Source organism: Bradyrhizobium sp. 63_E2_N1_3 (assembly GCF_052076005.1).
GTDB classification, from domain to species: Bacteria; Pseudomonadota; Alphaproteobacteria; order Rhizobiales; family Xanthobacteraceae; genus Bradyrhizobium; species Bradyrhizobium barranii.
In genome coordinates this window covers 2,739,711-2,760,970 of sequence record NZ_CP197235.1, presented here as the reverse complement: position 1 = coordinate 2,760,970, position 21,260 = coordinate 2,739,711, and the positions used below count along the sequence as shown (strand labels likewise).

Sequence of the window (21,260 nt, the reverse complement as noted above, 5' to 3'; positions counted from 1 at the left end):
GCGGCCTGCGTCGGCTGCGGCGCTCGCCTAATGCTCGCCCGAGGCCGCGGCGCCCTGCTGGGCCTTGTGGATCGAGGACGGCACCACGCCAAAATATTTCCGGAACACGCGGCTGAAATGCGATGAGCTGGAGAAGCCCCAGGAGAAGGCGACATCGGTGATGGTCTTGCCGCCGTGCGCCTCGAGCTCCTGGCGACAATTCTGCAAGCGCGCCTGCCAGATGTAGTCGCTCACCGTGGTGCCGCGCTCGGAGAACAGCATGTGCAGATAGCGCTTGGAGCAGCCGAGCTCGGCGGAGATCTGGTCGATGCACAGATCCGGATCGCGCAGGTGCTCGCGGATGAAGAATTGTGCGCGCACGTACATTGCCTCGGGCCCGACGCGATCGAACATCGTGTCCGCTTCGCGCAACGGCAACAGCAAGAGGTCGATCAGCGAATCGGCGACACCGACCGCGCTGTTCGCCGACAGCTTGGCCGCCTCGTCGAAGGTGGCATGGACGAAATCATGGGCGATCCTCCCCGTCCCGGTCTTCGCCGACAATTTGCAGGCCGGCATCCGCTGCGACGGGAATCCACGGTCGCGCAGCAAGGCCTTCGGCACGATCACCACGTCGTGGCGGGTGAAGGCGGGGCTGATGATGGAATGCGGACACGAGACGTCATAGGCGATGATGTCGCCCGGGTTCAGCTCGATGTGGCGGCCTTCCTGCTCGAAATAGGACACGCCGTAGGTCTGGAAGTGGATCTTGATGTACGGGTGTTCGTTGGCCTTGGCGCGCGCCAGCGTGTGCGCGATGCGATGCTGGCTGACCTCGATCTGGCAGAGCTTCAGGCGCGAGACGCTCGTGTAGTCGATGCGGCCCTCGAGCGAGGACGCCTCGAGCGGATCGACGTCGAAATGCCCACACAGGCTTGTCAGCCCGTCGATCCAGCTCTGGATCTGCCGCTTCGGCGTCAGGCCGGTCGTCGAGAGCGTGTGAATGGTGTCGGACATTAATCCAGCCGCTGGTTTCATCTGCAGATTCGACGCGAATCGCAACCAGCGCTGCTGGAGCCCTCAGCCATGATTGCGTGACGTTTACCTCGAATTTGAGCGGTCTCTTGCAACGAGCGCGATCGTTCCATTGCCACCCTTGACGGTTAATCCTCCGCCTTAGTTGCAGCGCCGTCAAGGGGAACCTGAGCGCCGAAGGCGCCGCGAAGGCGCGCGGAAGCCGCTGAATTCGCTACTGCAAAATCAAAAACTTTGCGTCCGTGCGCTGTCAAGCAAACCGGCTTCCCTCTTGGGCAAGTTTCCCGATGACGAAGTCGTTAGGGATTGCGGCAGGAACAACAAAAACGGGCCTCTCCTGCACGTGGACCCGTAGCTCTCATCCGGAGGAGGAAACAGCACAGCATCGTTTCTGGTCCCAAACGTGACCGCCCTGCACGAGCAGACGCCGGACGAGAAGCCCGGTGATTAAGCAATGCTTCGGAAACAATAAACGAGACCAACGGAGGAATGACTATGCGCAAGGTGCTAATGGCGACCTATCTTGGCTCCGCGGCGATGCTCGCCGTCGGCAGCGCGTCAGCCAATGACGAGCTGATCAAGATGTCGCAGAATCCCAAAGACTGGGTCATGCCGGCGGGCGACTACGCCAATACCCGCTATTCCAAGCTGAACCAGATCAACGCACAAAACGTAGGCAAGCTCCAGGTCGCCTGGACCTTCTCCACCGGCGTGCTGCGCGGCCACGAAGGCGGCCCGCTGATCATCGGCAACGTGATGTACGTCCATACACCGTTCCCGAACAAGGTCTATGCTCTTGACCTTTCCAACGAGAACAAGATCATCTGGAAGTACGAGCCGAAGCAGGATCCGAACGTCATCCCGGTGATGTGCTGCGACACGGTCAACCGCGGCCTGTCTTACGGCGACGGCAAGATCATCCTGCATCAGGCTGACACCACACTGGTTGCGCTCGACGCCAAGACCGGCCAGGTCGCCTGGTCTGTGAAGAACGGCGATCCCACTAAGGGCGAGACCGGAACCTCTGCGGCGCTCGTCGTCAAGGACAAGGTCCTGGTTGGCATTTCCGGTGGCGAGTTTGGCGTCCAGGCTCACATGACGGCTTACGATCTCAAAACGGGCAAGTTGGCTTGGCGCGGTTACTCGGGAGGGCCTGATGATCAAATCCTGGTCGATGCCGAGAAGACCACCGCTCTCGGCAAGCCGGTCGGCAAGGACTCCAGCCTCAAGACCTGGCAGGGCGATCAGTGGAAGATTGGCGGCGGCGCCACCTGGGGCTGGATCTCCTTTGATCCTGAGCTGAACCTGATCTATTACGGATCAGGCAATCCCTCGACCTGGAACCCGAAGCAACGTCCAGGCGACAACAAATGGTCGATGACGATCTGGGCCCGCAATGCCGACACCGGCGTGGCCAAGTGGGTCTACCAGATGACGCCGCACGATGAGTGGGATTATGACGGCGTCAACGAAATGATCCTCTCGGATCAGTCGATCAACGGCCAACCGCGCAAGCTGCTGACCCATTTCGACCGCAACGGCCTCGCCTACACGATGGATCGTGTCACCGGCGAACTGCTGGTCGCCGAGAAATACGACCCGAAGGTGAACTGGACCTCCGGCGTCGACATGGACAAGAACTCACCGACCTATGGCCGCCCGAAGGTTCTCGACGCGGCCTCGACTGAAAAGGGCGGCGAGGATCACAACACCAAGGGCATCTGCCCGGCCGCGCTCGGTACCAAGGACGAGCAGCCGGCAGCCTACTCGCCGGACACGCAGCTGTTCTACGTTCCGACCAACCACGTCTGCATGGACTACGAGCCGTTCAAGGTGAGCTACACCGCGGGCCAGCCCTATGTGGGTGCGACGCTCTCGATGTATCCGCCGCAGGGTGAAACCCATATGGGTAATTTCATCGCCTGGGACGGCAAGACCGGCAAGATCGTCTGGTCGAACAAGGAGCAGTTCTCGGTCTGGTCGGGTGCGCTCGCAACCGCCGGCGGCGTGGTGTTCTACGGCACGCTCGAAGGCTACCTGAAGGCGGTCGACGCCAAGACCGGTAAGGAGCTCTACAAGTTCAAGACTCCCTCCGGCATCATCGGCAACGTCACCACCTATGAGAACGGCGGCAAGCAGTATGTCGCAGTGCTCTCCGGCGTGGGCGGCTGGGCCGGTATCGGTCTGGCAGCTGGTCTGACCGATCCGACCGCCGGTCTCGGCGCAGTCGGTGGCTACGCGGCTCTCAGCAACTACACGGCACTCGGCGGTACGCTGACCGTGTTCTCGCTGCCAGCGGCGAACTAGCCTCACCTTCGTGTCGCTCCGGCGCGTGGATCAACTCCACGCGCCGGCTCGTCTCCACCGAACGCCTTCGAGGATCATCTCTTGCGTAAAATCTGCTTTGTCATCGCTGCGACCATCTTCGTGACCTCGGGGGGAATTGCCGTTGCGGACGGTCCGGGCGACCCGGCCGCCGTCAAGAAGGAAGACGACGGAAAGTGGCTCGATAAGGAAGGAAACCCGACCTACAAGATTTCGGCCGACGGCACCGTGGACTGGTTCACCTATTCCGGATATCGCCGCTATCACTCCGACTGCCACGTCTGCCATGGCCCCGACGGCATGGGATCCACCTACGCACCGGCGTTGAAGGATTCGGTCAAGACCATGAGCTACGGCGACTTCCTCGGCGTCGTCGCCTCCGGTCGCAAGAACATCTCGACCGCGCAGGAGAACGTCATGCCTGCCTTCGGCGACAACCCGAACGTCGCCTGCTACATGGACGATCTCTACGTCTATCTGCGCGCCCGCTCCGACGAGGCGTGGGGCCGTCAACGTCCCTCCAAGAAGGATGAGAAGAACGAGACCTACACCAAGGCGGAAGACGCCTGCATGGGCAAGAAATGAAGGTTACCAGGACCGATACCACCTCGTGGCGTCCTGCGAGAATTTGAGGAGTTTACGATGAAGACACGTGCCGCCGTTGCTTTCGAAGCCAAGAAACCACTCGAGATCGTCGAAGTCGATCTGGAAGGACCGAAGGCCGGCGAAGTCCTGGTCGAGATCAAGGCGACGGGCATCTGCCATACCGACGCCTACACGCTCGACGGCTTCGACAGCGAAGGAATCTTCCCGTCGATCCTGGGTCATGAGGGCGCCGGTATCATCCGCGAGATCGGACCGGGCGTGACCTCGGTGAAACCGGGCGACCACGTCATCCCGCTCTACACGCCGGAGTGCCGGCAGTGCAAAAGCTGCCTGAGCCAGAAGACCAATCTCTGCACCGCGATTCGCGCGACGCAGGGCAAGGGCGTGATGCCTGATGGCACCAGCCGCTTCTCCTACAAGGGCAAGCCGGTCTACCACTACATGGGCTGCTCGACCTTCTCGAACTTCACCGTGCTGCCGGAGATCGCCGTCGCCAAGATCCGCGAGGACGCGCCGTTCGACAAGAGCTGCTACATCGGCTGCGGCGTCACCACCGGCGTCGGCGCCGTCGTCAACACCGCCAAGGTCACGCCGGGCTCCAACGTGGTCGTGTTCGGCCTCGGCGGCATCGGCCTCAACGTGATCCAGGGCGCCAAGATGGCCGGCGCCGACAAGATCATCGGCGTCGACATCAACGACTCCAAGGAGGATTGGGGCCGCCGGTTCGGCATGACCGAGTTCGTCAACCCCAAGAAGATCACCGGCGACATCGTCGCGCATCTGGTCAACCTGACCGACGGTGGTGCCGACTACACCTTCGATTGCACCGGCAACACCACCGTGATGCGCCAGGCGCTGGAAGCCTGCCATCGCGGCTGGGGCACCTCGATCATCATCGGCGTTGCCGAATCCGGCAAGGAGATCGCCACCCGCCCGTTCCAGCTCGTCACCGGGCGCAACTGGCGCGGCACGGCCTTCGGCGGCGCGCGCGGCCGCACCGACGTGCCCAAGATCGTCGACTGGTACATGAACGGAAAGATCCAGATCGATCCGATGATCACCCACGTGCTCAAGCTCGAGGAGATCAACAAGGGTTTTGACCTCATGCACGAGGGCAAATCCATCCGTTCAGTCGTTGTGTTCTAGCTCGAAAGCGTCACACCCAAGGAGGATCGACCCATGACTGTTGCACTCCATCCCTCGATCGATAACGGCGTCAAACAGGGCAGCGGCAGCTTTGCCGGCGGCACACTGGTTTGCAAATGCACGGACCACCCGGTCAAGGTCGCCGTGAAGGGCGACGTCGCCCACAACCACGCCTGCGGCTGCACCAAGTGCTGGAAGCCGCAAGGCGCGAATTTCTCGGTGGTCGCCGTGGTGCCGCGCCAGAACGTCAGCGTGACCGAGAACGGCGACAAGCTCCAGATCGTCGATCCCTCGGCGGTGATCCAGCGGCACGCCTGCAAGGCTTGCGGCACCCACATGTACGGCCGCATCGAGAACAAGGGCCATCCGTTCTACGGCCTCGACTTCATCCATCCCGAGCTGTTCCAGGAGCAGGGCTCGCAGGCGCCGCAATTCGCCGCCTTCGTCTCCTCCGTGATTGAATCCGGCGTGAAGCCGGAACAGATGGCAGGCATCCGCTCGCGGCTGAAGGAAATCGGGCTCGAGCCCTATGACTGCCTATCGCCGGCGCTGATGGACGCGATCGCGACCCACGTGGCGAAAGCCAAGGCTGCCTGACAAGGCTGCCTGACAAGGCCGCCTGAACAAGGCCGTCAGACCTTCGCCGTGCCCGTCCGCTCGCTGGCCCTGACCATCGCCAGCGAGCCGGACGGTCCGGCCCTCGACCAAATCGCTGCGATGCCGCCGCATCGCACGAGGCAGACGCGAGCGCCATGAGCTCCTCAGATGAGCTCCTCAGTCCTGGTCTCTGAATGACTGCGCAGTGCCGCCCACTTCCCCCTCGAAGTCCGCGCCGCTGCGTTCTCCCTCCCTCGACTGAGGCATCCTGCTTCGTCCGCGCAGTCTCTGCCGGACGAAGCTTTTTTCGTCGTGCACATTTCGCAGGCGCAGGGGCGTGATGCCGCGCCCTGCTTTTGACAAACCTTCGTTGCAACTTTTCCCTTCAACAACACCCGGCTGTGAACGCCGGGCCGGCGCGGTCTCTGCTACGGTCGCGTCGTCACGATGCCGCGCGAATTCAATCAATCAAGAATAAGACGGGAGGTATCGAGCACATCCGGACATCACGATTCGCATTCCTGCTTGCTGCCGGGATCTGCCCGCGCAGGAGAACAGGCCGGGATGCGACGACACGACGAAACGGGCAGTGCGCCGACCTGTGTCGGCAATGTTCAATCGACAAGCTTATGAAGAGCGAGGGACCATCATGATCAAGGTGAAGATCAACGGCCAGGAACAGAGCTGGGACGGCGACCCGGATCTCCCGCTACTCTGGTTCTTGCGTGACGAGGCCGGCCTGACCGGCACCAAGTTCGGCTGCGGCCAGGCCCTGTGCGGCGCCTGCACCGTCATCGTCGACAAGGAGGCCGTGCGTTCCTGCATCACGTCGATCAACGACGTCGCCGGGCGCGAGGTGACCACCATCGAAGGGCTGCATCCGAACGGCGACCACCCCGTCCAGAAGGCCTGGCGCCAGGTCAACGTGCCCCAATGCGGCTTCTGCCAGGCTGGCCAGATCATGCAGGCCGCCGCGCTGTTGATGGAGAATCCCAAGCCGTCACACGACCAGATCCGCGAAGCGATGGCCGGCAACATCTGCCGTTGCGGCTGCTACCAGCGCATCGAGAACGCAGTCCATCTCGCATCGACGGGAGTGTGACATGAATTTCATCGATAAACCCGGGAAGCTTCGTGGCTTCGAGAAGAACATTCGGGTCGAGAAGGTCTCGCGCCGCAGCATCCTGAAGGGGCTCGGCATCACCGGCGGCTTCGTGCTCGCCGCCCCCGTGATGTCGCGCCAGGCGTTTGCCTACGAGACCGGCGCCGGCAAGATGCCGCACGGCGTCGTGGTCGATCCCCGCGTCTTCGTCGCGGTTGCGCCCGACGGCACCGTCACCATCCTCGCCCATCGTGCCGAAATGGGCACCGGCGTGCGCACCAGCCTTCCGCTGATCGTCGCCGAGGAGATGGAGGCTGACTGGTCCAGGGTCAAAGTGCAGCAGGCCCATGGCGACGAGGTCAAGTTCGGCAACCAGGACACCGATGGCTCCCGCAGCACGCGGCATTATCTGATCCCGATGCGCCAGATCGGTGCCTCCGCCCGCACCATGCTGGAGCAGGCCGCGGCCAAGCGCTGGGGCGTGCCGGCGACCGAGGTCAAGGCCGTCAACCACGAGGTCGTCCACAGCGCCAGCGGCCGCAAGCTCGGCTTCGGCGAACTCGCCGCGGACGCAGCCAAAGAATCGGTGCCGAGCATCGAAGGCCTCAAGCTGAAGGACCCCAAGGACTTCCGTTATCTCGGCAAGGGCCAGATCAGCATCGTCGATCTCCACGACATCACCACCGGCAAGGCGCGCTACGGCGCCGACGTACGCCTGCCAGGCATGAAATATGCGGTCATCGCACGCCCGCCGGTGACCGGCGGCAAGCTGGTCTCGTTCGATCCGGACGCGGCGCTGAAGGTCCCCGGCGTCGAGAAGGTGATGCAGGTGCGCGGCTGGCCGTGGCCGTCGAAATTCCAGCCGCTCGGCGGCGTCGCGGTGATCGCGCGCAACACCGGCGCGGCGATCAAGGGCCGTGACGCGCTGAAGCTGACCTGGGACGACGGCGCCAACGGCAAATACGACTCGGTCGCCTATCGCAAGGAGCTCGAGGAAGCCTCGCGCAAACCGGGCCTCGTCGTACGCCAGGAGGGTGACGCAGACGCTGCGCTGAAGAGCGCCGACAAGGTCGTCGTCGGCGAATACTATCTGCCGCACCTCGCCCATGTCAGCATGGAGCCGCCGGTGGCGGTCGCCGACGTCAAGGGTGACAAAGCGGAGATCTGGGCGCCGGTGCAGAGTCCCGGCGGCACCCGCGAGGACGTCGCCAAGACGCTCGGCATTCCCGAGGACAACGTCACGGTGAATGTCACGCTGCTCGGCGGCGGTTTCGGCCGCAAGTCGAAATGCGACTTCGCGCTCGAGGCCGCGCTGCTGTCGAAGGAGCTCGGCGCGCCGGTGAAGGTGCAATGGACGCGCGAGGACGACGTCCGTCACGACTTCCTGCACACCGTCTCGGTCGAGCGGATCGAGGCAGGGCTCGACAAGAACGGCAAGGTGATCGCCTGGCGCCACCGCAGCGTGGCCCCGAGCATCGCCTCGACCTTCGCCGCGGGTGCAAACCACCAGGCACCCTTCGAGCTCGGCATGGGCCTCGTCGACATGCCGTTCGAGATCGCCAACATCTCCTGCGAGAACCCGGAAGCCGCGGCGTTCACCCGCATCGGCTGGTTCCGTTCGGTCTCGAACATCCCGCGGGCCTTTGCGGTGCAGTCGATGGTCGGCGAGATCGCGCAGGCGACCGGGCGCGACCAGAAGGAGACGTTGCTCGCGCTGATCGGCAGTCCCCGCATCGTCAAGCCGGCGGTGAAGGACATGTGGAACTACGGCGAGCCCTATGACAGCTACCCGATCGACACCGCGCGTCTCCGCAAGGTGGTCGAGCTGGTCGCCGAGAAGGGCGAATGGGGCCGTCAGGTACCGAAAGGCCATGGCCTCGGCATTGCCGTGCACCGCAGCTTCGTCAGCTACATCGCGACCATCGTCGAGGTGGCCGTCGACGAGAAGGGCAAGCTGACGGTGCCGCGGGTCGACACCGCGATCGACTGCGGCACTTATGTCAATCCCGAGCGCATCGCCTCGCAGATGGAGGGCGCGGCGATCATGGGGCTGAGCGTCGCCAAATACGGCGCGATCACCTTCAAGGACGGCAAGGTGGAGCAGAAGAACTTCGACGACTTCCAGGTCCTCAGGATGGATGAATCTCCTCTTGTAACCAACGTCTACATCGTCCCGCCCGGACCCGACACGCCGCCGAGCGGCGTCGGCGAGCCCGGTGTTCCGCCGTTCGCACCCGCGCTGACGAACGCGATCTTCGCCGCGACCGGAAAGCGTATCCGCAGCCTTCCGCTCGGTAAGCAATTGGAGGCTTAAGGCGGAACATTGAGCGGCCTCGCGCCGTTTCCATCGATCTGACAGGAGCAGATCGATGACCAACATCTCAAAGGCGCTCGCAGTCTCGTTGCTGTCGGGCGCCTTTTTCATGACGACCACGGCTGCGTTCGCTCAAAGCAACACCACCCCGCCGACCACCGCCACGCGCCCCACCGCGCCGGAGCAGAACTCGCTTCCCAACGCCGGAGCCCCGCCGCCTTCGACCACACAGACCACCGGGCAGACCAGCTCCGATCCGAAGGTTCAGGAGATGAACCAGAAGGAAAAGGACAAGGTTGATCGGCAGGGGAAGTAGCGGTCCAGCGCCTGCGCCCACAAACCGCCGCTCGCCGTCATGGCCGGGCTTGTCCCGGCCATCCACGACCTCTGCCGCGGCACGAAGAACGTGGATGCCCGGGACAAGCCCGGGCATGACGGGTTCGTGGCGCGAGCACCGCACACGCAAAATGCGGCGGACGTTGCCGTCCGCCGCATTTGCCCCCTGACGCTCCGCTTCCTTCGATTCGCCCGCGGAGCTTATTTCTTCAGCGCGAACACCCAGATCACGCCGCCCTGCGGCACATTGGATTCGATGCCGATATTGTTGGTCGCGAGCGCATCCTGGATGCGTTGCGCGTCCACGCCCCACCCCGACTGGATCGAGATGTATTGCGTGCCGTCGATCTCATAGGACACCGGCATGCCCATGATGCCGGAGTTGGTCTTCTGCTCCCACAAGAGTTCGCCGGTCTTGGCGTGGAAGGCGCGGAAGTTGCGGTCGTTGGTGCCGCCGACGAAGACGAGATCGCCTGCCGTCGCCGTTACCGAACCGAACAACTGCGATTTCGGGAAATTGTGCTGCCACACCTTCTTGCCGGTGGCGGGATCCCAAGCCTGGAGTTCGCCGAAATGATCGGCGCCGGGCTTCGTCGTTAGGCCGATGTCCTCCGGCTTGGTGCCGAGCCAGAGTTCGCCCGCCTTGAGCGGAACCTTCTCTCCGGTGAAGCCGCCGCAGAAATTCTCGTTGGCGGGCACGTAGACGAGGCCGGTCCTCTGGCTGTAGGCCGCCGACGGCCAGTCCTTGCCACCCCACAGCGACGGACAGAACTCGACCCGCTTGCCGATGACCGGCTTGTGCGCAGGATCGACGATCGGCTTGCCGCTCTCGGCGTCGATGCCCTTCCAGACATCGGTCGCGACGAAGGGCCAGCCTGCGACGTAGTTGATCTTGGTCGGGGTGCGCTCGAGCACCCAGAAGATCGCGTCGCGGCCCGGATGGATCAGGCTCTTGATGGTGCGACCGTCGCGTTGCAGGTCGACCAGGATCGGTGCTTCGACCTCGTCCCAGTCCCAGGAATCGTTCTGGTGGTACTGGTGGTAGGTCTTGATCTTCCCATTGCTGGGATCGAGCGCGAGCACCGAGGAGGTGTAGAGATTGTCGCCGGGATGCGTCTCGCCAGGCCATGGCGCGGCGTTACCGACGCCCCAATAGATCGTCTTGGTGTCCTTGTCGTAATTGCCGGTCATCCAGGCGGAGCCACCGCCGGTCTTCCAGTCGTCGCCCTGCCAGGTATCGTGACCGGGCTCGCCCTCGCCGGGGATGGTGAAGGTGCGCCACAACTCCTTGCCGTCCTTGGCATCGTATGCGGCGACGTAACCGCGCACGCCGAGTTCACCGCCGGAGCCTCCGACGATGACCTTGCCCTCGACGACAAGCGGCATCAGGGTCATGTACTGGCCCTTCTTGTAGTCCTGCACCTTGGTGTCCCACACCACCTTGCCGGTCTTGGCGTCGAGCGCGACGACATGGTCGTCGGTGGTGGCGAGATAAAGCTTGTCCTCCCAGAGACCGACGCCGCGGTTGGTCGGATGCAGCTGAAAGAGGTCGTCGGGAAGCTGCCGCTTGTAGCGCCAATATTCGTCGCCGGTCTTCGCGTTCAGCGCGATCACCTGCCCCATCGGGGTCGTTACGAACATCACGCCATTGTTGACGATCGGCGGCGCCTCGTGGCCTTCGACCACGCCGGTGGCAAAGGTCCAGACCGGTGTGAGATTCTTGACGTTCGAGGTGTTGATCTGGTCGAGCGGGCTGTAGCCCTGTCCGTCATAGGTGCGCCGATAGAGCATCCAGTTGCCGGGTTCCGGATTTTCCAGCCGCTGCTGGGTGACCGGCGCGTAGTTCTCGATCGGGCCGGCGACGGCGACGGTCGAGACAAGGCACGTGAAGGCGACGAAGCCGGACAGTAACCATTGCTTCCTGGTCATGAACGTTCCCCTTTTTCATCCGTTTGAATTCTTGTTTTGCATTCTTGTCGTTCGTCCCGTCGTCCGCCCATCGGCGGATGCGGCCTCTCGTGACGCGGGCACAACCCGCACCGTCCGTCATCCTGGCTGCACGCCACCTACCTTTCCGATGAAGTTGCCGGCGACGCTGAGCGAACCGTCAGCGAGCGCGAGCGGCAGCGCGGCAAGCCGCCGCGGCGCCGGTCCGAACACGACCTGCGCGCCCTCGCGGGGATCGTATTCGGAGTTGTGACACATGCACTTGAACACGTCCTTGTCGCCGACATCGCTCTTGACCCAGGCAGTGACGGGACAGCCTGCATGCGAGCAGATCGCCGAATAGGCCAGGATGCCATCGACGGCCCGCGCGCGGGTCTTCTCGTCGAGCTCGGCGGGATCGAGCCGGATGATCAGGATTTCGTTGAGGCGCGATGCGCTGCGCACCACCGATGTGTTGGGATCCTTCGGCCACGCATGGACCGGCGGTCCACCGGCCGGGAGATCGGCCGCAGTGATGAGCTTTCCCTCCTGGTCGCCTTCGGAGAAGACGAGCAGATCACCCTTCTGCGGACGTTCATCGGAGCCTGGCGGATCCTCGCCCGCGCGCGTCTGCGTGGAACAACCAAGGCAGGCGGTCGTGGCGAGCGCGCCAAGCAGCAGCGTTCGCCGCGTCTGTTCTGTACCCGCGTCGACTTCAGACTCCGCGGTGCTCTCGGACGATGAGGGAGTGGTGTTGAATGATGCGCGCGACATGCACGTTAGCAGGCGCTGGAACTCTGCCGAAAAAAAGGCGGAGAGTTGGCGCCGCAGCGCATCAATATGTCTTTGCTCGCTTTGGTTGAACGCAAATGAATGCGTTCCAGCGCATATTTGCAATTGCAACGTCGCGTCGCGCGATCGGCATGATGATTTTGCAGATCAGACCGATGATGCGGGAATTGGTGCAACGCGTTATTAGCCGCGCAGCGCAACCTCAGAGCGACACAACTGCACGTTTTACAGGCAGATTTGCTGTCGTCAGGACCGGAGCACGTGACGCGGCGCAGCGATACGGCCGGCGATGGTCGCCGACGCCATCTCAAAACTGTCGGCGATGCGTCGCGCCTTGTCGATGAAGAGCGCGGCCGCCGGCGGCGGACAGACCTCGCGCGCGGTCTGCTCGAACAGATCGAGCCAGCGGTCGAAATGATCGCCGACCAGGCTGAGCGGCACATGCGCCCGCATCGGCGAACCATGGTAGCGGCCGCTCATCAGCACGACCGACGACCAGAAATCCTTGAGTTTGGCGAGATGCTCGTCCCAATTCTGCACGATCGCAAAGACCGGCCCCAGCAGCGCATCCTCGCGCACGCGTCCGTAGAAGCGGGTGACGAGCTCCCCGATCATCTCCTCGGTGATCCCGGTGCGCTCGATCGCATCCTGGGTCAGCAGGTTCCGCCGCGCGGCCGCCGCCTCGCGCTCGGCCTTCAGTCGATCCGACATGTCCTTCGTTATCCGTTCATTTGTTCCCGCGGGCCGCCCGTTCGACATTGTCGGGCCAATTGCGCGCGGCGTCTTTGTCGCAGCGCAAATTGCGGGGATCGGGCGGCGGATGCTGGGCACCCGCCGCCGGCGCCATCAGGCACCGTAAGTGTAGAAGCCCTGGCCGGTCTTGCGGCCGAGATGGCCGGCATCGACCATTTCCTTGAGCAAGGGGGCCGGACGATATTTGGGGTCATTGAAGCCCTTATAGAAGACCTCCATCACCGAGAGCATGGTGTCGAGCCCGACGAGATCGGCGAGCGCCAGCGGCCCGATCGGATGGTTGCAGCCGAGCTTCATGCCGGCATCGATCTCCTCGGCGGTCGCGATCCCTTCCTGGAGCGCAAAGATCGCCTCGTTGATCATCGGGCACAGGATGCGATTGACGGCGAAGCCGGGGCTGTTCTTGGCCGTGATCGCCACCTTGCCGACCCGCTTGGCGAAATCCAGCGCCTTGGCGTGGGTGTCGTCGGAGGTCTGCAGGCCGCGGATGAGTTCCAGCAGCGCCATCACCGGCGCCGGGTTGAAGAAGTGCATGCCGATGAAGCGATCGGGACGATCGGTTGCGGCGGCAAGCTTCGTGATCGAGATCGAGGAGGTGTTGGTCGCGAGCAGCGTGCGCGGCGACAGCGTGGCGCAGAGGTCCTTCAGGATCTTGACCTTGAGCTCCTCGTTCTCGGTCGCGGCCTCGATAACGAGGTCGCAATCGGCGAGCTTCGCGCGATCGGTGGTGCCGGTGATGCGCTTGAGAGCCGCCTCGCGATCGGCAGCCGACATCTTCTCCTTCTTGACCAGGCGCTCGAGGCTACCGCCGACGGTCGACAGCCCGCGGTTCACCGCCGCATCGGAGATGTCGACCATCACGACCGAGAGCCCGGCCGCGGCACAAATCTGCGCGATGCCGTTCCCCATGGTCCCTGCCCCGATGATGCCAACCGTGTTGATCATTGCCTCGTATCCTTCATCCTTGCGGGCGTGCCAGACGGCCCGGCCCCATTGTTCCTGCATCAGGGTCTAGCACCGCCACCGGGCGGGTGCGACCTGATCCTGCCTCTCCTTAAAGCATCCCGGGCGGGAATAAAGCCGCTCTTCCGCCGCGGAGAGGTGCGATTTGATGCCCCGGCGAGCTGATTTGTTCGCATTTTGCCCGGCCGCTGCAGGGGGCGAGGGGCGCGCCAGCGAGCAGCTGGCCAAGACGTCTTTGTGACACAGGCCACATCTGCCTCGCGCCCGGCCTGCTAGGCTCGGCCCTATGATGAAGCACCTAACTCTCCCCGTACTCTTCACCGCTCTGCTCGTCGCCACGCAAAGCCTGGCGGCCGAGACCAAGGGAGCCGGCTCAACCTTCGTTTCGCCCGTGATGGCGAAATGGATCGACGCATACAAGACGAAGACCGGCAACACCGTCAGCTATCAGGCGGTCGGCTCGAGCATCGGCGTCGGCCTGATCAAGAAAGAGGCCGTCGACTTCGGCGCAAGCGACATGCCGTTTGATCCCAAGGAACTGGAGAGGCTCGGCATGATGCAATTCCCGATCGTGATCGGGGGCGTCGTACCGGTCGTCAATATCGATGGAGTCAAACCCGGCCAGATCCGCTTCACCGGCCAGATGCTCGCCGACATCTATCTCGGCAAGCTGAAATCATGGAACGATCCGGCCATTCGCGCGATCAACCCCGACATCAGGCTGCCGAACACTGCGATCACGGTGGTTCATCGCATCGACGGATCCGGCACGACGTTCAACTGGTCGAACTACCTCTCGAAGGTCAGCACGCAGTGGAAGACGAGCGTGGGCGAAGGCACCTCGGTCGAGTGGCCACTTGGTCTCGGCGGCAAGGGCAATGACGGCGTCGCCTCGCTCGTCAGCCTCGTGCCCGGTTCGATCGGCTATCTCGAATACACTTACGCGCTGCAACGGCTAGATAGAATCTCATTTGGCGTCGTGCAGAACAGCGCCGGAAATTTCGTCGTCCCCGACGCCGCATCGTTCCAGGCAGCGGCCTCGAGTGCGGACTGGAAGGCGGAGAAGGATTTCCACCTCGTGCTCACCAACGCGCCCGGCGAAGACGCCTACCCGATCACGGCCACGACGTTCGTACTGATGCCGAAGGCGCCGAAATCCGAGGAACGATCGGCAGCGGCCATCGACTTCATCCGCTGGTCGTTGGAGAACGGAAAGGCCCAGGCCGAGACGCTCAATTACGTGCCGCTTCCGCCTGCCCTGGTCAACCAGATCGAACGCTATTGGCAGCAGAGCATCGAGACAAACCCCACGGTCTCGGCCTCGGCTAACGTCAAGCGCTGAAGCTTGGAAACGAGCGGCCGTCATGCCCGGGCCTGTCCCGGGCATCCACGTTCCCAGTGCCAGCCACGCGACCGCGATCCTTCTGGAAATCTCGCCGTGAATCGTGATTTAGTCCCGCGGAAGGCCTGTTGCCGGCTCGCAGCGGCGAGAACGCGCGAAGGTCCAGGCCCGGGGGCTTTCGAATGGACGTGATCATCTACCACAATCCCGATTGCGGCACGTCGCGCAGCGCGCTTGCCACAATCAGGAGTGCCGGCATCGAGCCGCACGCGGTCGAATATTTGAAGACGCCACCTTCGCGTACCTTGTTGCAGCAGCTCGCGCGCATGGGGATTTCGGTGCGCGAGGCGGTCCGCGAAAAGGCGGCGCCCGATACGGAGCTCGGGCTCGACAACCCGGCACTGGCGGATGACCAGCGGCTCGAAGCGATGATGGTACATCCGATCCTGATCAACAGGCCGATCGTGGTGACCCCGAACGGCGTCAGGCTTTGCCGCCCTTCGGATCTGGTGCTTGATCTCCTGCCGGCGCAACAGCGTCCGGCCGGATGAACGATTTCGCGCGATCCATCGGCGCCGCGCTCACGCTGATCGGCGAGGCCGACGCCGAGCTGCTCGGCATCGTCGCGCTGTCGGTTCGTGTCAGCCTCACCGCCGGCATCGTCGCGCTGCTGATCGGCGCGCCCTTCGGGGCCCTGCTCGCGATCACCCGATTCCGCGGGCGACAGGTCGTCATCGTATTGACCAATGCGTTGCTCGGCCTTCCGCCGGTCGTGGTCGGGCTTGCGCTCTATCTTCTGCTGTCGCGGTCCGGCCCGCTCGGAGCAGCCGGACTGTTGTTCACGCCGACCGCCATGGTGATCGCGCAGACCCTGCTCGCGACCCCGATCGTGGTCGCGCTGGTGCACCGGCCGGCAAGCCTGCTCTGGGCCGAGTATGGCGACCTCGCGCGGATCGACGGACTATCGATACTGCGCAGCATCGGCTTGCTGTTCGCGCTCGGCCGAACGTCGCTGCTGACGGCCTTTCTCGCGGCTTTCGGACGCGCGATCGCCGAGGTCGGCGCCATCATCATCGTCGGTGGCAACATCCGCGGCTTCACGCGCACGATGACGACGGCGATCGCACTGGAGACCAGCAAGGGCGACCTGCCGCTGGCACTCGGGCTCGGGCTGATCCTGCTCGCGCTCAGCGTGGCGGTGTCGACCGTCGCCTTCCTGCTAGTGGGACGCGTTGGGGAAAAATAGCTGCTCGCCGCCGACCTTGTAGCCGGCGATCGCATCCTGCCCCTTCGGCGAGACCAGCCAGTCGATGAAGGCCTGTCCGTCCTTCGCCTTCACGTTCGCATGCGTCGCCGGATTCACCAGCATGACGCCATACTGGTTGAACAGCCGCTTGTCGCCCTCGGTCAGGACGGCAAGCTCGCCCCGGTTCTTGAACGACAGCCAGGTGCCACGGTCCGACAGGAGATAGGCGTTCGACGACGAGGCCATGTTCAGCGCCGGACCCATGCCCTGGCCGATCTCGCGATACCAGCTGTCCTTGCCGCCGCCGATATCGACGCCCGCCTCCTTCCACAATCTCAGCTCGGCCGCATGCGTGCCGGACTTGTCGCCGCGCGAAATGAAGGTTGCCTTTGCCGCCGCGATCTTGCGCAGCGCATCCGTGACGTCCTTGCCGCCGGCGATCTTTGCGGGATCGCTCTTCGGACCAACGATGATGAAGTCATTGTACATGACATCGAAGCGCTTCACGCCCTGCCCCTCGGACATGAACTTGTCCTCGGCCGGCCTGTCATGCACGAACACCACGTCGGCGTCGCCGCGCCGCCCGATATCGAGCGCCTGGCCGGTGCCGACGGCAACGACCTTCACCTCGATGCCCTCCGCCTTCGAGAACAACGGCAGCAGGTAACCAAACAGGCCCGACTGTTCCGTCGACGTCGTCGAGGCCACGGTGATGGTGCGATCCTGCGCGAATGCGCATGTCGACCAGAACAGAACCGCTGCGATGGCGGCAAGCTTTCTCATTGCGTTGTCCTCACTCCCCAGACGTTTGAACTTAGGCGGGAAGGATGGCGCAGGGAAGTCCGACGTTCGGCGCAGGATCAACGGCCGGGGCAGTACCGCATGACGTTGCGGTAGCCCTGCGGGTCCGGCTCCTTCATCCACTGCTCTTGCCAGGCAACCCAAAGCTTGTCGCCGGAGCTTCAGGACGACCGCAGCTTTTCGATGATGGCCGTCACCTCGTTCAGCTGGGCTTTGACCGTGGCCAGCAGATCGAGCAGATCGCGCGCCGACTGGGCTGATCCGCCAGCGGCGGCCTGATCGATCACGCTCAAGCCGTCGGTGAGACGCGAGATGATTTGCACGAGCTCATCGCGGCGCGCCTCGAGGTCCGCAAGCGTTGCGTCAAAGCGCTCGTCGAGCCGGGCGCCTTGCAACGAGCGGATCGGAACGATCCTGTCGTCGGGAGGATCGGACATGCGCGTGCTTTGCGTTGCTGTCCCGCCCATCCTAGGCGCGACCGCTCGCAACCCGGCGGTGGTGCATTGTCGCATCCGACACGGCAGTCGCGTTGCCCTTTCCCGCGCGGTGGACGCACGGATGTTCTGCAATTGGTCCCACCTACATTGACATCGATGTGACGGCCGGGGCAGTTTTTTGCATTGCTGGCGAATCAGCGATTGCTTCACGCCGAGTACCTCTTGGACAACTCCCTGTGCTTTCGAGACTGATATCGTTGCTGCGCCGCATTCCCGCGGTGAAATGGGCGTTCACCCGGCTTAGGCCCTTGCCTCACGGCGGCAGCATCGATGTCGCGCCGATCGCGGCAAGCGATTCGCCCGCAATCGTCGCCAACATCGCAGAAGCCGTTCCGGCTCCCGACGGCATCAGCACCAACCCGCAGCCCAGTGACACCGAGATCACCGTTGCGGCTCCGGTCGCCGAAGATGGCGCCGCTATCTCTGTCATCCCGGAGAGCCCGTCCGCAGCGTCAACTGATATCAGCGTCGCCGATGATTCATCCTTGGAAGCGCCGACAGAGGTCGAGTCGATCGTCGTCGAAGAGGTTTCGGTCTCATCAGTCGAGGTGGAGAGCGAGGCCGTTGTGCTCGTCAGCAGCGATCCGCCCGCGGAGCTTGAGACCAGCGTCGCACCCGTTGTCGTAGAAGAGACACCGGTCCCGGTTGTCGAGATCGAGAGTGAGCCGGTCGGTGCACCCGAGCTCGTCATCAGCGACCCACCTGTGGAACTTCCGGAGATCGTTGAACCCGTCATCGTTGAAGAGGCGCGGCTGTCGCCTGTCGAGGCCGAGAGCCGGCAGGCCAACGTTTCCGAGCCCGTCATCGGCAGCGATCCATCTCCCGACCTCTCGGCCGAGGTGGAGCTCGTCGTCGCAGAGGAGACGCCGGTCTCGTCTATCGACATCGAGACCGCTCCGGTTGATGCCCCCGTTCTCGCCGTCAACGACGATACCTCCTCCGACGTCGCTGATGTGGAGCCGACTGTCGTGGAGGACACGTGTGTCGCGCTTGCGGACAGCGACGTCTCGGCGGGGGAGGTCTCCGGGAACAGCATCGACAGCGTTGCCATCTCTGTCGTCGCAATGGAGATCGAGCCGGTCCCGGCCAACGATCCCGCCCCGATCGCAACGGAGGGTCCCTCCGCCGACACAGCGAGCGCCGTCACGCATGTCGCGCCGGAGCCGGTCCTCGAGTCTCCCGCTCCGGTGATCCCCAGCGCTCCGAAGACGCGCGCAAAGGTCGTGGAACCCGTCGACCGCGCCACGTTGATCCGGCAGCGCTGGACGGAGACCGGGATCAGGATGTGGAATCCGCGGCTTCACGGCGCCGGCGACGCCACGCTGAACATCCAGGGCCGCGTCGAGCTGCTGCCGCCCGCGCCCGGCGAGACCATGCCACGCTACGACAAGCTCGAATTCAGGATGCTGGACGGGCAGATCGTCTGCGAGGGCGTCGTCGTCGAGGCGCCCGCGTCGGCGGGTCAGCGCAGCTTTACCCGGCTCGCCGAGCCGCGTAACCCCGACCGGCCCCGCGAACCGGTACGGGAGCGCCGGGCCGCTCTCGCCTGACCCTTGTCCTCTGCGACCATGCCCGCCATATGCTAGGCTGACGGCTTGGACATGGGAGGCCGCATGCCCGCAAGATTATTGCGCCTGATCGTGATCGCCGCCCTCTGCATCTCGCAAGGGGCCTTTGCGGCGTCCGGTAAACGCCCGCACCATGCGCCCGCCACCGATCGGGCCGCGCCCTACAAGGCCGACCGGCTCTCGACCTCGCGCGGCGAGACGATCCTCAACACGCCCGGCCAGACCACCGTGCTGACACGTCAGATCCTTGACGACATGAACGCGACGACCCTCCGGGACGCCATGCGCTCGACCGCCGGCGTGACGATAGGGATTGGCCGCTAGATTTCGCGCGACTTCGCGTTCAGGGGATCGGATAGCCCTTCCAGACCCACTCCAGCGCCGACGGCAGCGTTTGCGCGATCGTCGGCCGGTCGACATGTTTGGCGTTGCGCACGAACAGGAACTGGTAGTGGTAGCCCTTCTCCGCCAGCACCTTCGCCATCAGCGCGTTCGACAGGGTCCAGTCGTGCATGCCGTCGGGAATGGTGGGGTTCGGATAGAACAGGTCCTGGTCGCCGCCGAAGAACCAGAAGCGGATCGGCTTCGCCGGCGCGGCGACGATCAGCGGCACGCCGGGCGGCTCGGCCGGCGTGAGCACGCCGGCCTTTGATATGAGGTTGGGACCGGCCGGCCCCGTCCATGCGCTGTGATATTCCCAGGCGCCGCCACGCAGCGACGGATCGTGCGGCCATTGCTGGTTGACCATCGTCGGCGAGAACGCCAGCACGCGGCGATAGAGATCGGGATAGAACCACGCCATGGTGAAGGCCGCCACACCGCTCGAGCTCAGGCCCATGGTCGCGCGCCCGTCGGGGTTTTTGGTCAACTTGACGTCGGCGTTCTTCTCGACCAGCGGCAGCACCTCGCGCTCGACGAATTGCGCATAGTCGCCTGACACCGCATCGTATTCGCGGCCGCGCTGGCTGCCCTGCGCGTCCTGGCCGCCGTTGCCGATCTGGATCGCGATCATCGGTGGCACGCGGCGCTGCGCGATCAGATTATCGAGCGTCGTGGCGAGGTCCTTGTAGGCGTTGGAGCCGCCGTCGCCGACCACGATGAACGGCGCCTCGGTGCCGCGCACATATTGCGCCGGCACGTAGACGTCGATCGTGCGCGACCAGATTCCAGGATGGCTGGTGGTGACGATCATGTGCGACTTGTCATCCGGCGCGGTGACGGTCGTCATGATCGAGGAATTGGTGCAGCCGGCGACGTCGTCGCGGATCAGGCCGGGATTGTAGATCGTGCTGTCCTTCGACGTCAGCGTGAAGGATTTTGTCGTGCCGCGTGGCACGCCTTCCTTCGCAATCGTCTCCGGCGCGGGATTGTGGGTGGGCCCGATGATGAAATTGCCCTCGGCGCCGGACGGCGGCAGCGTTCCGTCGGGTAGCTCGGTCGCGCGCGGATAGTTGGGGTTCGAGGGATCGCGCGTCGGCGGCGCCGTCTTGAAGTCGAGGCCCGTCGTGTCGATGAAGAACCGTGCCGCCTTATCGGTGGTGTTGGCCCCGGGCGGCACGGCCATGTTCTGGGTGACGCAGGCCGGCTGCGACAGTGCAATTGAAGTGAAGCAGACGAGGGAAATCAGCGTCCCTGCGAGGACGGAGAATGAATTGGTCATTTCAGCTCCCGGTGCCGACAAGTCTTTCTGGCTCGCCTTGACGCAAAGTATGGCGGGCCGCCTGCGCGCGGTCAAACAGCAAGCGGCCGCATTCCAGCGATAGCCGCCATGCTCAAACCGAACGGCGACCGTTATTCCGTGCATGCCCATGAATATTTCCGGATACGAGGCCGTTGCTGCCGCAGCTCGCGCGACGTTGCTTGCGCACCGCGCCGTGCCAAGCAAAAGGCGCGCACGGTCAAAATGAACAAGAACACTTCGGGAGGCAACCT

General features: G+C 63.9%; 20 protein-coding genes. 12 read left to right on the top strand and 8 right to left on the bottom strand.

Annotated elements, in window-relative coordinates; translation table 11 throughout:
- Positions 1-27: 27 nt before the first annotated feature.
- Positions 28-996 (bottom strand): helix-turn-helix domain-containing protein, encoded by a 969-nt coding sequence (locus AB7531_RS12745; protein ID WP_014493617.1) that lies wholly within the window; start codon positions 994-996, stop codon positions 28-30.
- A gap of 513 nt (positions 997-1,509) precedes the next feature.
- Here AB7531_RS12745 and xoxF5 point away from each other — a divergent pair.
- From xoxF5 to AB7531_RS12710, 7 genes are all read left to right on the top strand, one after another.
- Complete coding sequence (gene xoxF5, locus AB7531_RS12740) at positions 1,510-3,321, top strand: lanthanide-dependent methanol dehydrogenase XoxF5 (RefSeq protein WP_063981978.1); 1,812 nt, start codon at positions 1,510-1,512, stop codon at positions 3,319-3,321.
- 81 nt (positions 3,322-3,402) lie between these two features.
- On the top strand, positions 3,403-3,924 hold the full coding sequence (locus AB7531_RS12735) for a c-type cytochrome, methanol metabolism-related (protein ID WP_084795040.1): 522 nt from the start codon (positions 3,403-3,405) through the stop codon (positions 3,922-3,924).
- 57 nt (positions 3,925-3,981) lie between these two features.
- Positions 3,982-5,091, top strand: coding sequence for an S-(hydroxymethyl)glutathione dehydrogenase/class III alcohol dehydrogenase (locus AB7531_RS12730; RefSeq protein ID WP_014493614.1), 1,110 nt, complete (start codon positions 3,982-3,984; stop codon positions 5,089-5,091).
- A gap of 33 nt (positions 5,092-5,124) precedes the next feature.
- Positions 5,125-5,688, top strand: a complete 564-nt coding sequence (gene gfa / locus AB7531_RS12725; protein WP_063981977.1) for an S-(hydroxymethyl)glutathione synthase — start codon at positions 5,125-5,127, stop codon at positions 5,686-5,688.
- Positions 5,689-6,337: 649 nt separating this feature from the next.
- A complete protein-coding gene (locus AB7531_RS12720; RefSeq protein ID WP_014493612.1) occupies positions 6,338-6,790 on the top strand; it encodes a (2Fe-2S)-binding protein in 453 nt (150 codons plus the stop codon).
- A 1-nt stretch (position 6,791) separates the two neighbouring features.
- Entirely contained in the window at positions 6,792-9,104 is a 2,313-nt protein-coding gene (locus AB7531_RS12715) for a xanthine dehydrogenase family protein molybdopterin-binding subunit (protein WP_063981976.1), read from the top strand.
- Between the two features lie 55 nt (positions 9,105-9,159).
- Positions 9,160-9,420 (top strand): hypothetical protein, encoded by a 261-nt coding sequence (locus AB7531_RS12710; protein WP_028151274.1) that lies wholly within the window; start codon positions 9,160-9,162, stop codon positions 9,418-9,420.
- Positions 9,421-9,641: 221 nt separating this feature from the next.
- Here AB7531_RS12710 and AB7531_RS12705 read toward each other — a convergent pair whose 3' ends face one another.
- The 4 genes from AB7531_RS12705 to AB7531_RS12690 all read right to left on the bottom strand — a co-directional run bounded on the left by AB7531_RS12705 (position 9,642) and on the right by AB7531_RS12690 (position 13,916).
- Positions 9,642-11,369: a methanol/ethanol family PQQ-dependent dehydrogenase gene (locus AB7531_RS12705; protein WP_231142740.1), complete on the bottom strand. Its 1,728-nt coding sequence runs from the start codon at positions 11,367-11,369 to the stop codon at positions 9,642-9,644.
- A gap of 117 nt (positions 11,370-11,486) precedes the next feature.
- Complete coding sequence (locus AB7531_RS12700; RefSeq protein ID WP_063981974.1) at positions 11,487-12,140, bottom strand: ubiquinol-cytochrome c reductase iron-sulfur subunit; 654 nt, start codon at positions 12,138-12,140, stop codon at positions 11,487-11,489.
- A gap of 264 nt (positions 12,141-12,404) precedes the next feature.
- A complete protein-coding gene (locus AB7531_RS12695) occupies positions 12,405-12,869 on the bottom strand; it encodes a group III truncated hemoglobin (protein ID WP_063981973.1) in 465 nt (154 codons plus the stop codon).
- Positions 12,870-13,004: 135 nt separating this feature from the next.
- Positions 13,005-13,916, bottom strand: coding sequence for a 3-hydroxybutyryl-CoA dehydrogenase (locus AB7531_RS12690; RefSeq protein WP_354102673.1), 912 nt, complete (start codon positions 13,914-13,916; stop codon positions 13,005-13,007).
- 244 nt (positions 13,917-14,160) lie between these two features.
- On the opposite strand from AB7531_RS12690, the gene pstS reads away from it, so the two are divergent.
- The 3 genes from pstS to AB7531_RS12675 all read left to right on the top strand — a co-directional run bounded on the left by pstS (position 14,161) and on the right by AB7531_RS12675 (position 16,462).
- The gene (gene pstS, locus AB7531_RS12685; RefSeq protein ID WP_187387986.1) at positions 14,161-15,216 is read left to right on the top strand and encodes a phosphate ABC transporter substrate-binding protein PstS; all 1,056 of its coding nucleotides are present in this window, start codon (positions 14,161-14,163) and stop codon (positions 15,214-15,216) included.
- Positions 15,217-15,398: 182 nt separating this feature from the next.
- The gene (arsC, locus tag AB7531_RS12680) at positions 15,399-15,767 is read left to right on the top strand and encodes an arsenate reductase (glutaredoxin) (protein ID WP_063981972.1); all 369 of its coding nucleotides are present in this window, start codon (positions 15,399-15,401) and stop codon (positions 15,765-15,767) included.
- Complete coding sequence (locus tag AB7531_RS12675) at positions 15,764-16,462, top strand: ABC transporter permease (protein WP_063981971.1); 699 nt, start codon at positions 15,764-15,766, stop codon at positions 16,460-16,462. The genes arsC and AB7531_RS12675 overlap by 4 nt, the downstream gene beginning before the upstream one ends.
- On the opposite strand, the gene AB7531_RS12670 is transcribed toward AB7531_RS12675, so the two are convergent.
- Together AB7531_RS12670 and AB7531_RS12665 are read right to left on the bottom strand one after the other, a co-directional pair.
- Positions 16,436-17,245 (bottom strand): extracellular solute-binding protein, encoded by an 810-nt coding sequence (locus tag AB7531_RS12670; protein ID WP_063981970.1) that lies wholly within the window; start codon positions 17,243-17,245, stop codon positions 16,436-16,438. The genes AB7531_RS12675 and AB7531_RS12670 overlap by 27 nt on opposite strands.
- A gap of 179 nt (positions 17,246-17,424) precedes the next feature.
- Positions 17,425-17,832, bottom strand: a complete 408-nt coding sequence (locus AB7531_RS12665; protein ID WP_187387985.1) for a hypothetical protein — start codon at positions 17,830-17,832, stop codon at positions 17,425-17,427.
- A gap of 125 nt (positions 17,833-17,957) precedes the next feature.
- Between AB7531_RS12665 and AB7531_RS12660 the strand changes: the two genes are divergently transcribed.
- On the top strand, positions 17,958-19,310 hold the full coding sequence (locus AB7531_RS12660; RefSeq protein ID WP_063981968.1) for a hypothetical protein: 1,353 nt from the start codon (positions 17,958-17,960) through the stop codon (positions 19,308-19,310).
- A gap of 63 nt (positions 19,311-19,373) precedes the next feature.
- Entirely contained in the window at positions 19,374-19,652 is a 279-nt protein-coding gene (locus tag AB7531_RS12655; RefSeq protein WP_441279964.1) for a TonB-dependent receptor plug domain-containing protein, read from the top strand.
- A 19-nt stretch (positions 19,653-19,671) separates the two neighbouring features.
- On the opposite strand, the gene AB7531_RS12650 is transcribed toward AB7531_RS12655, so the two are convergent.
- Positions 19,672-20,988 carry an alpha/beta hydrolase gene (locus AB7531_RS12650; protein WP_063981966.1) on the bottom strand — a complete coding sequence of 439 codons (1,317 nt, stop codon included), beginning with the start codon at positions 20,986-20,988 and terminating at the stop codon, positions 19,672-19,674.
- Positions 20,989-21,260 lie beyond the last annotated feature (272 nt).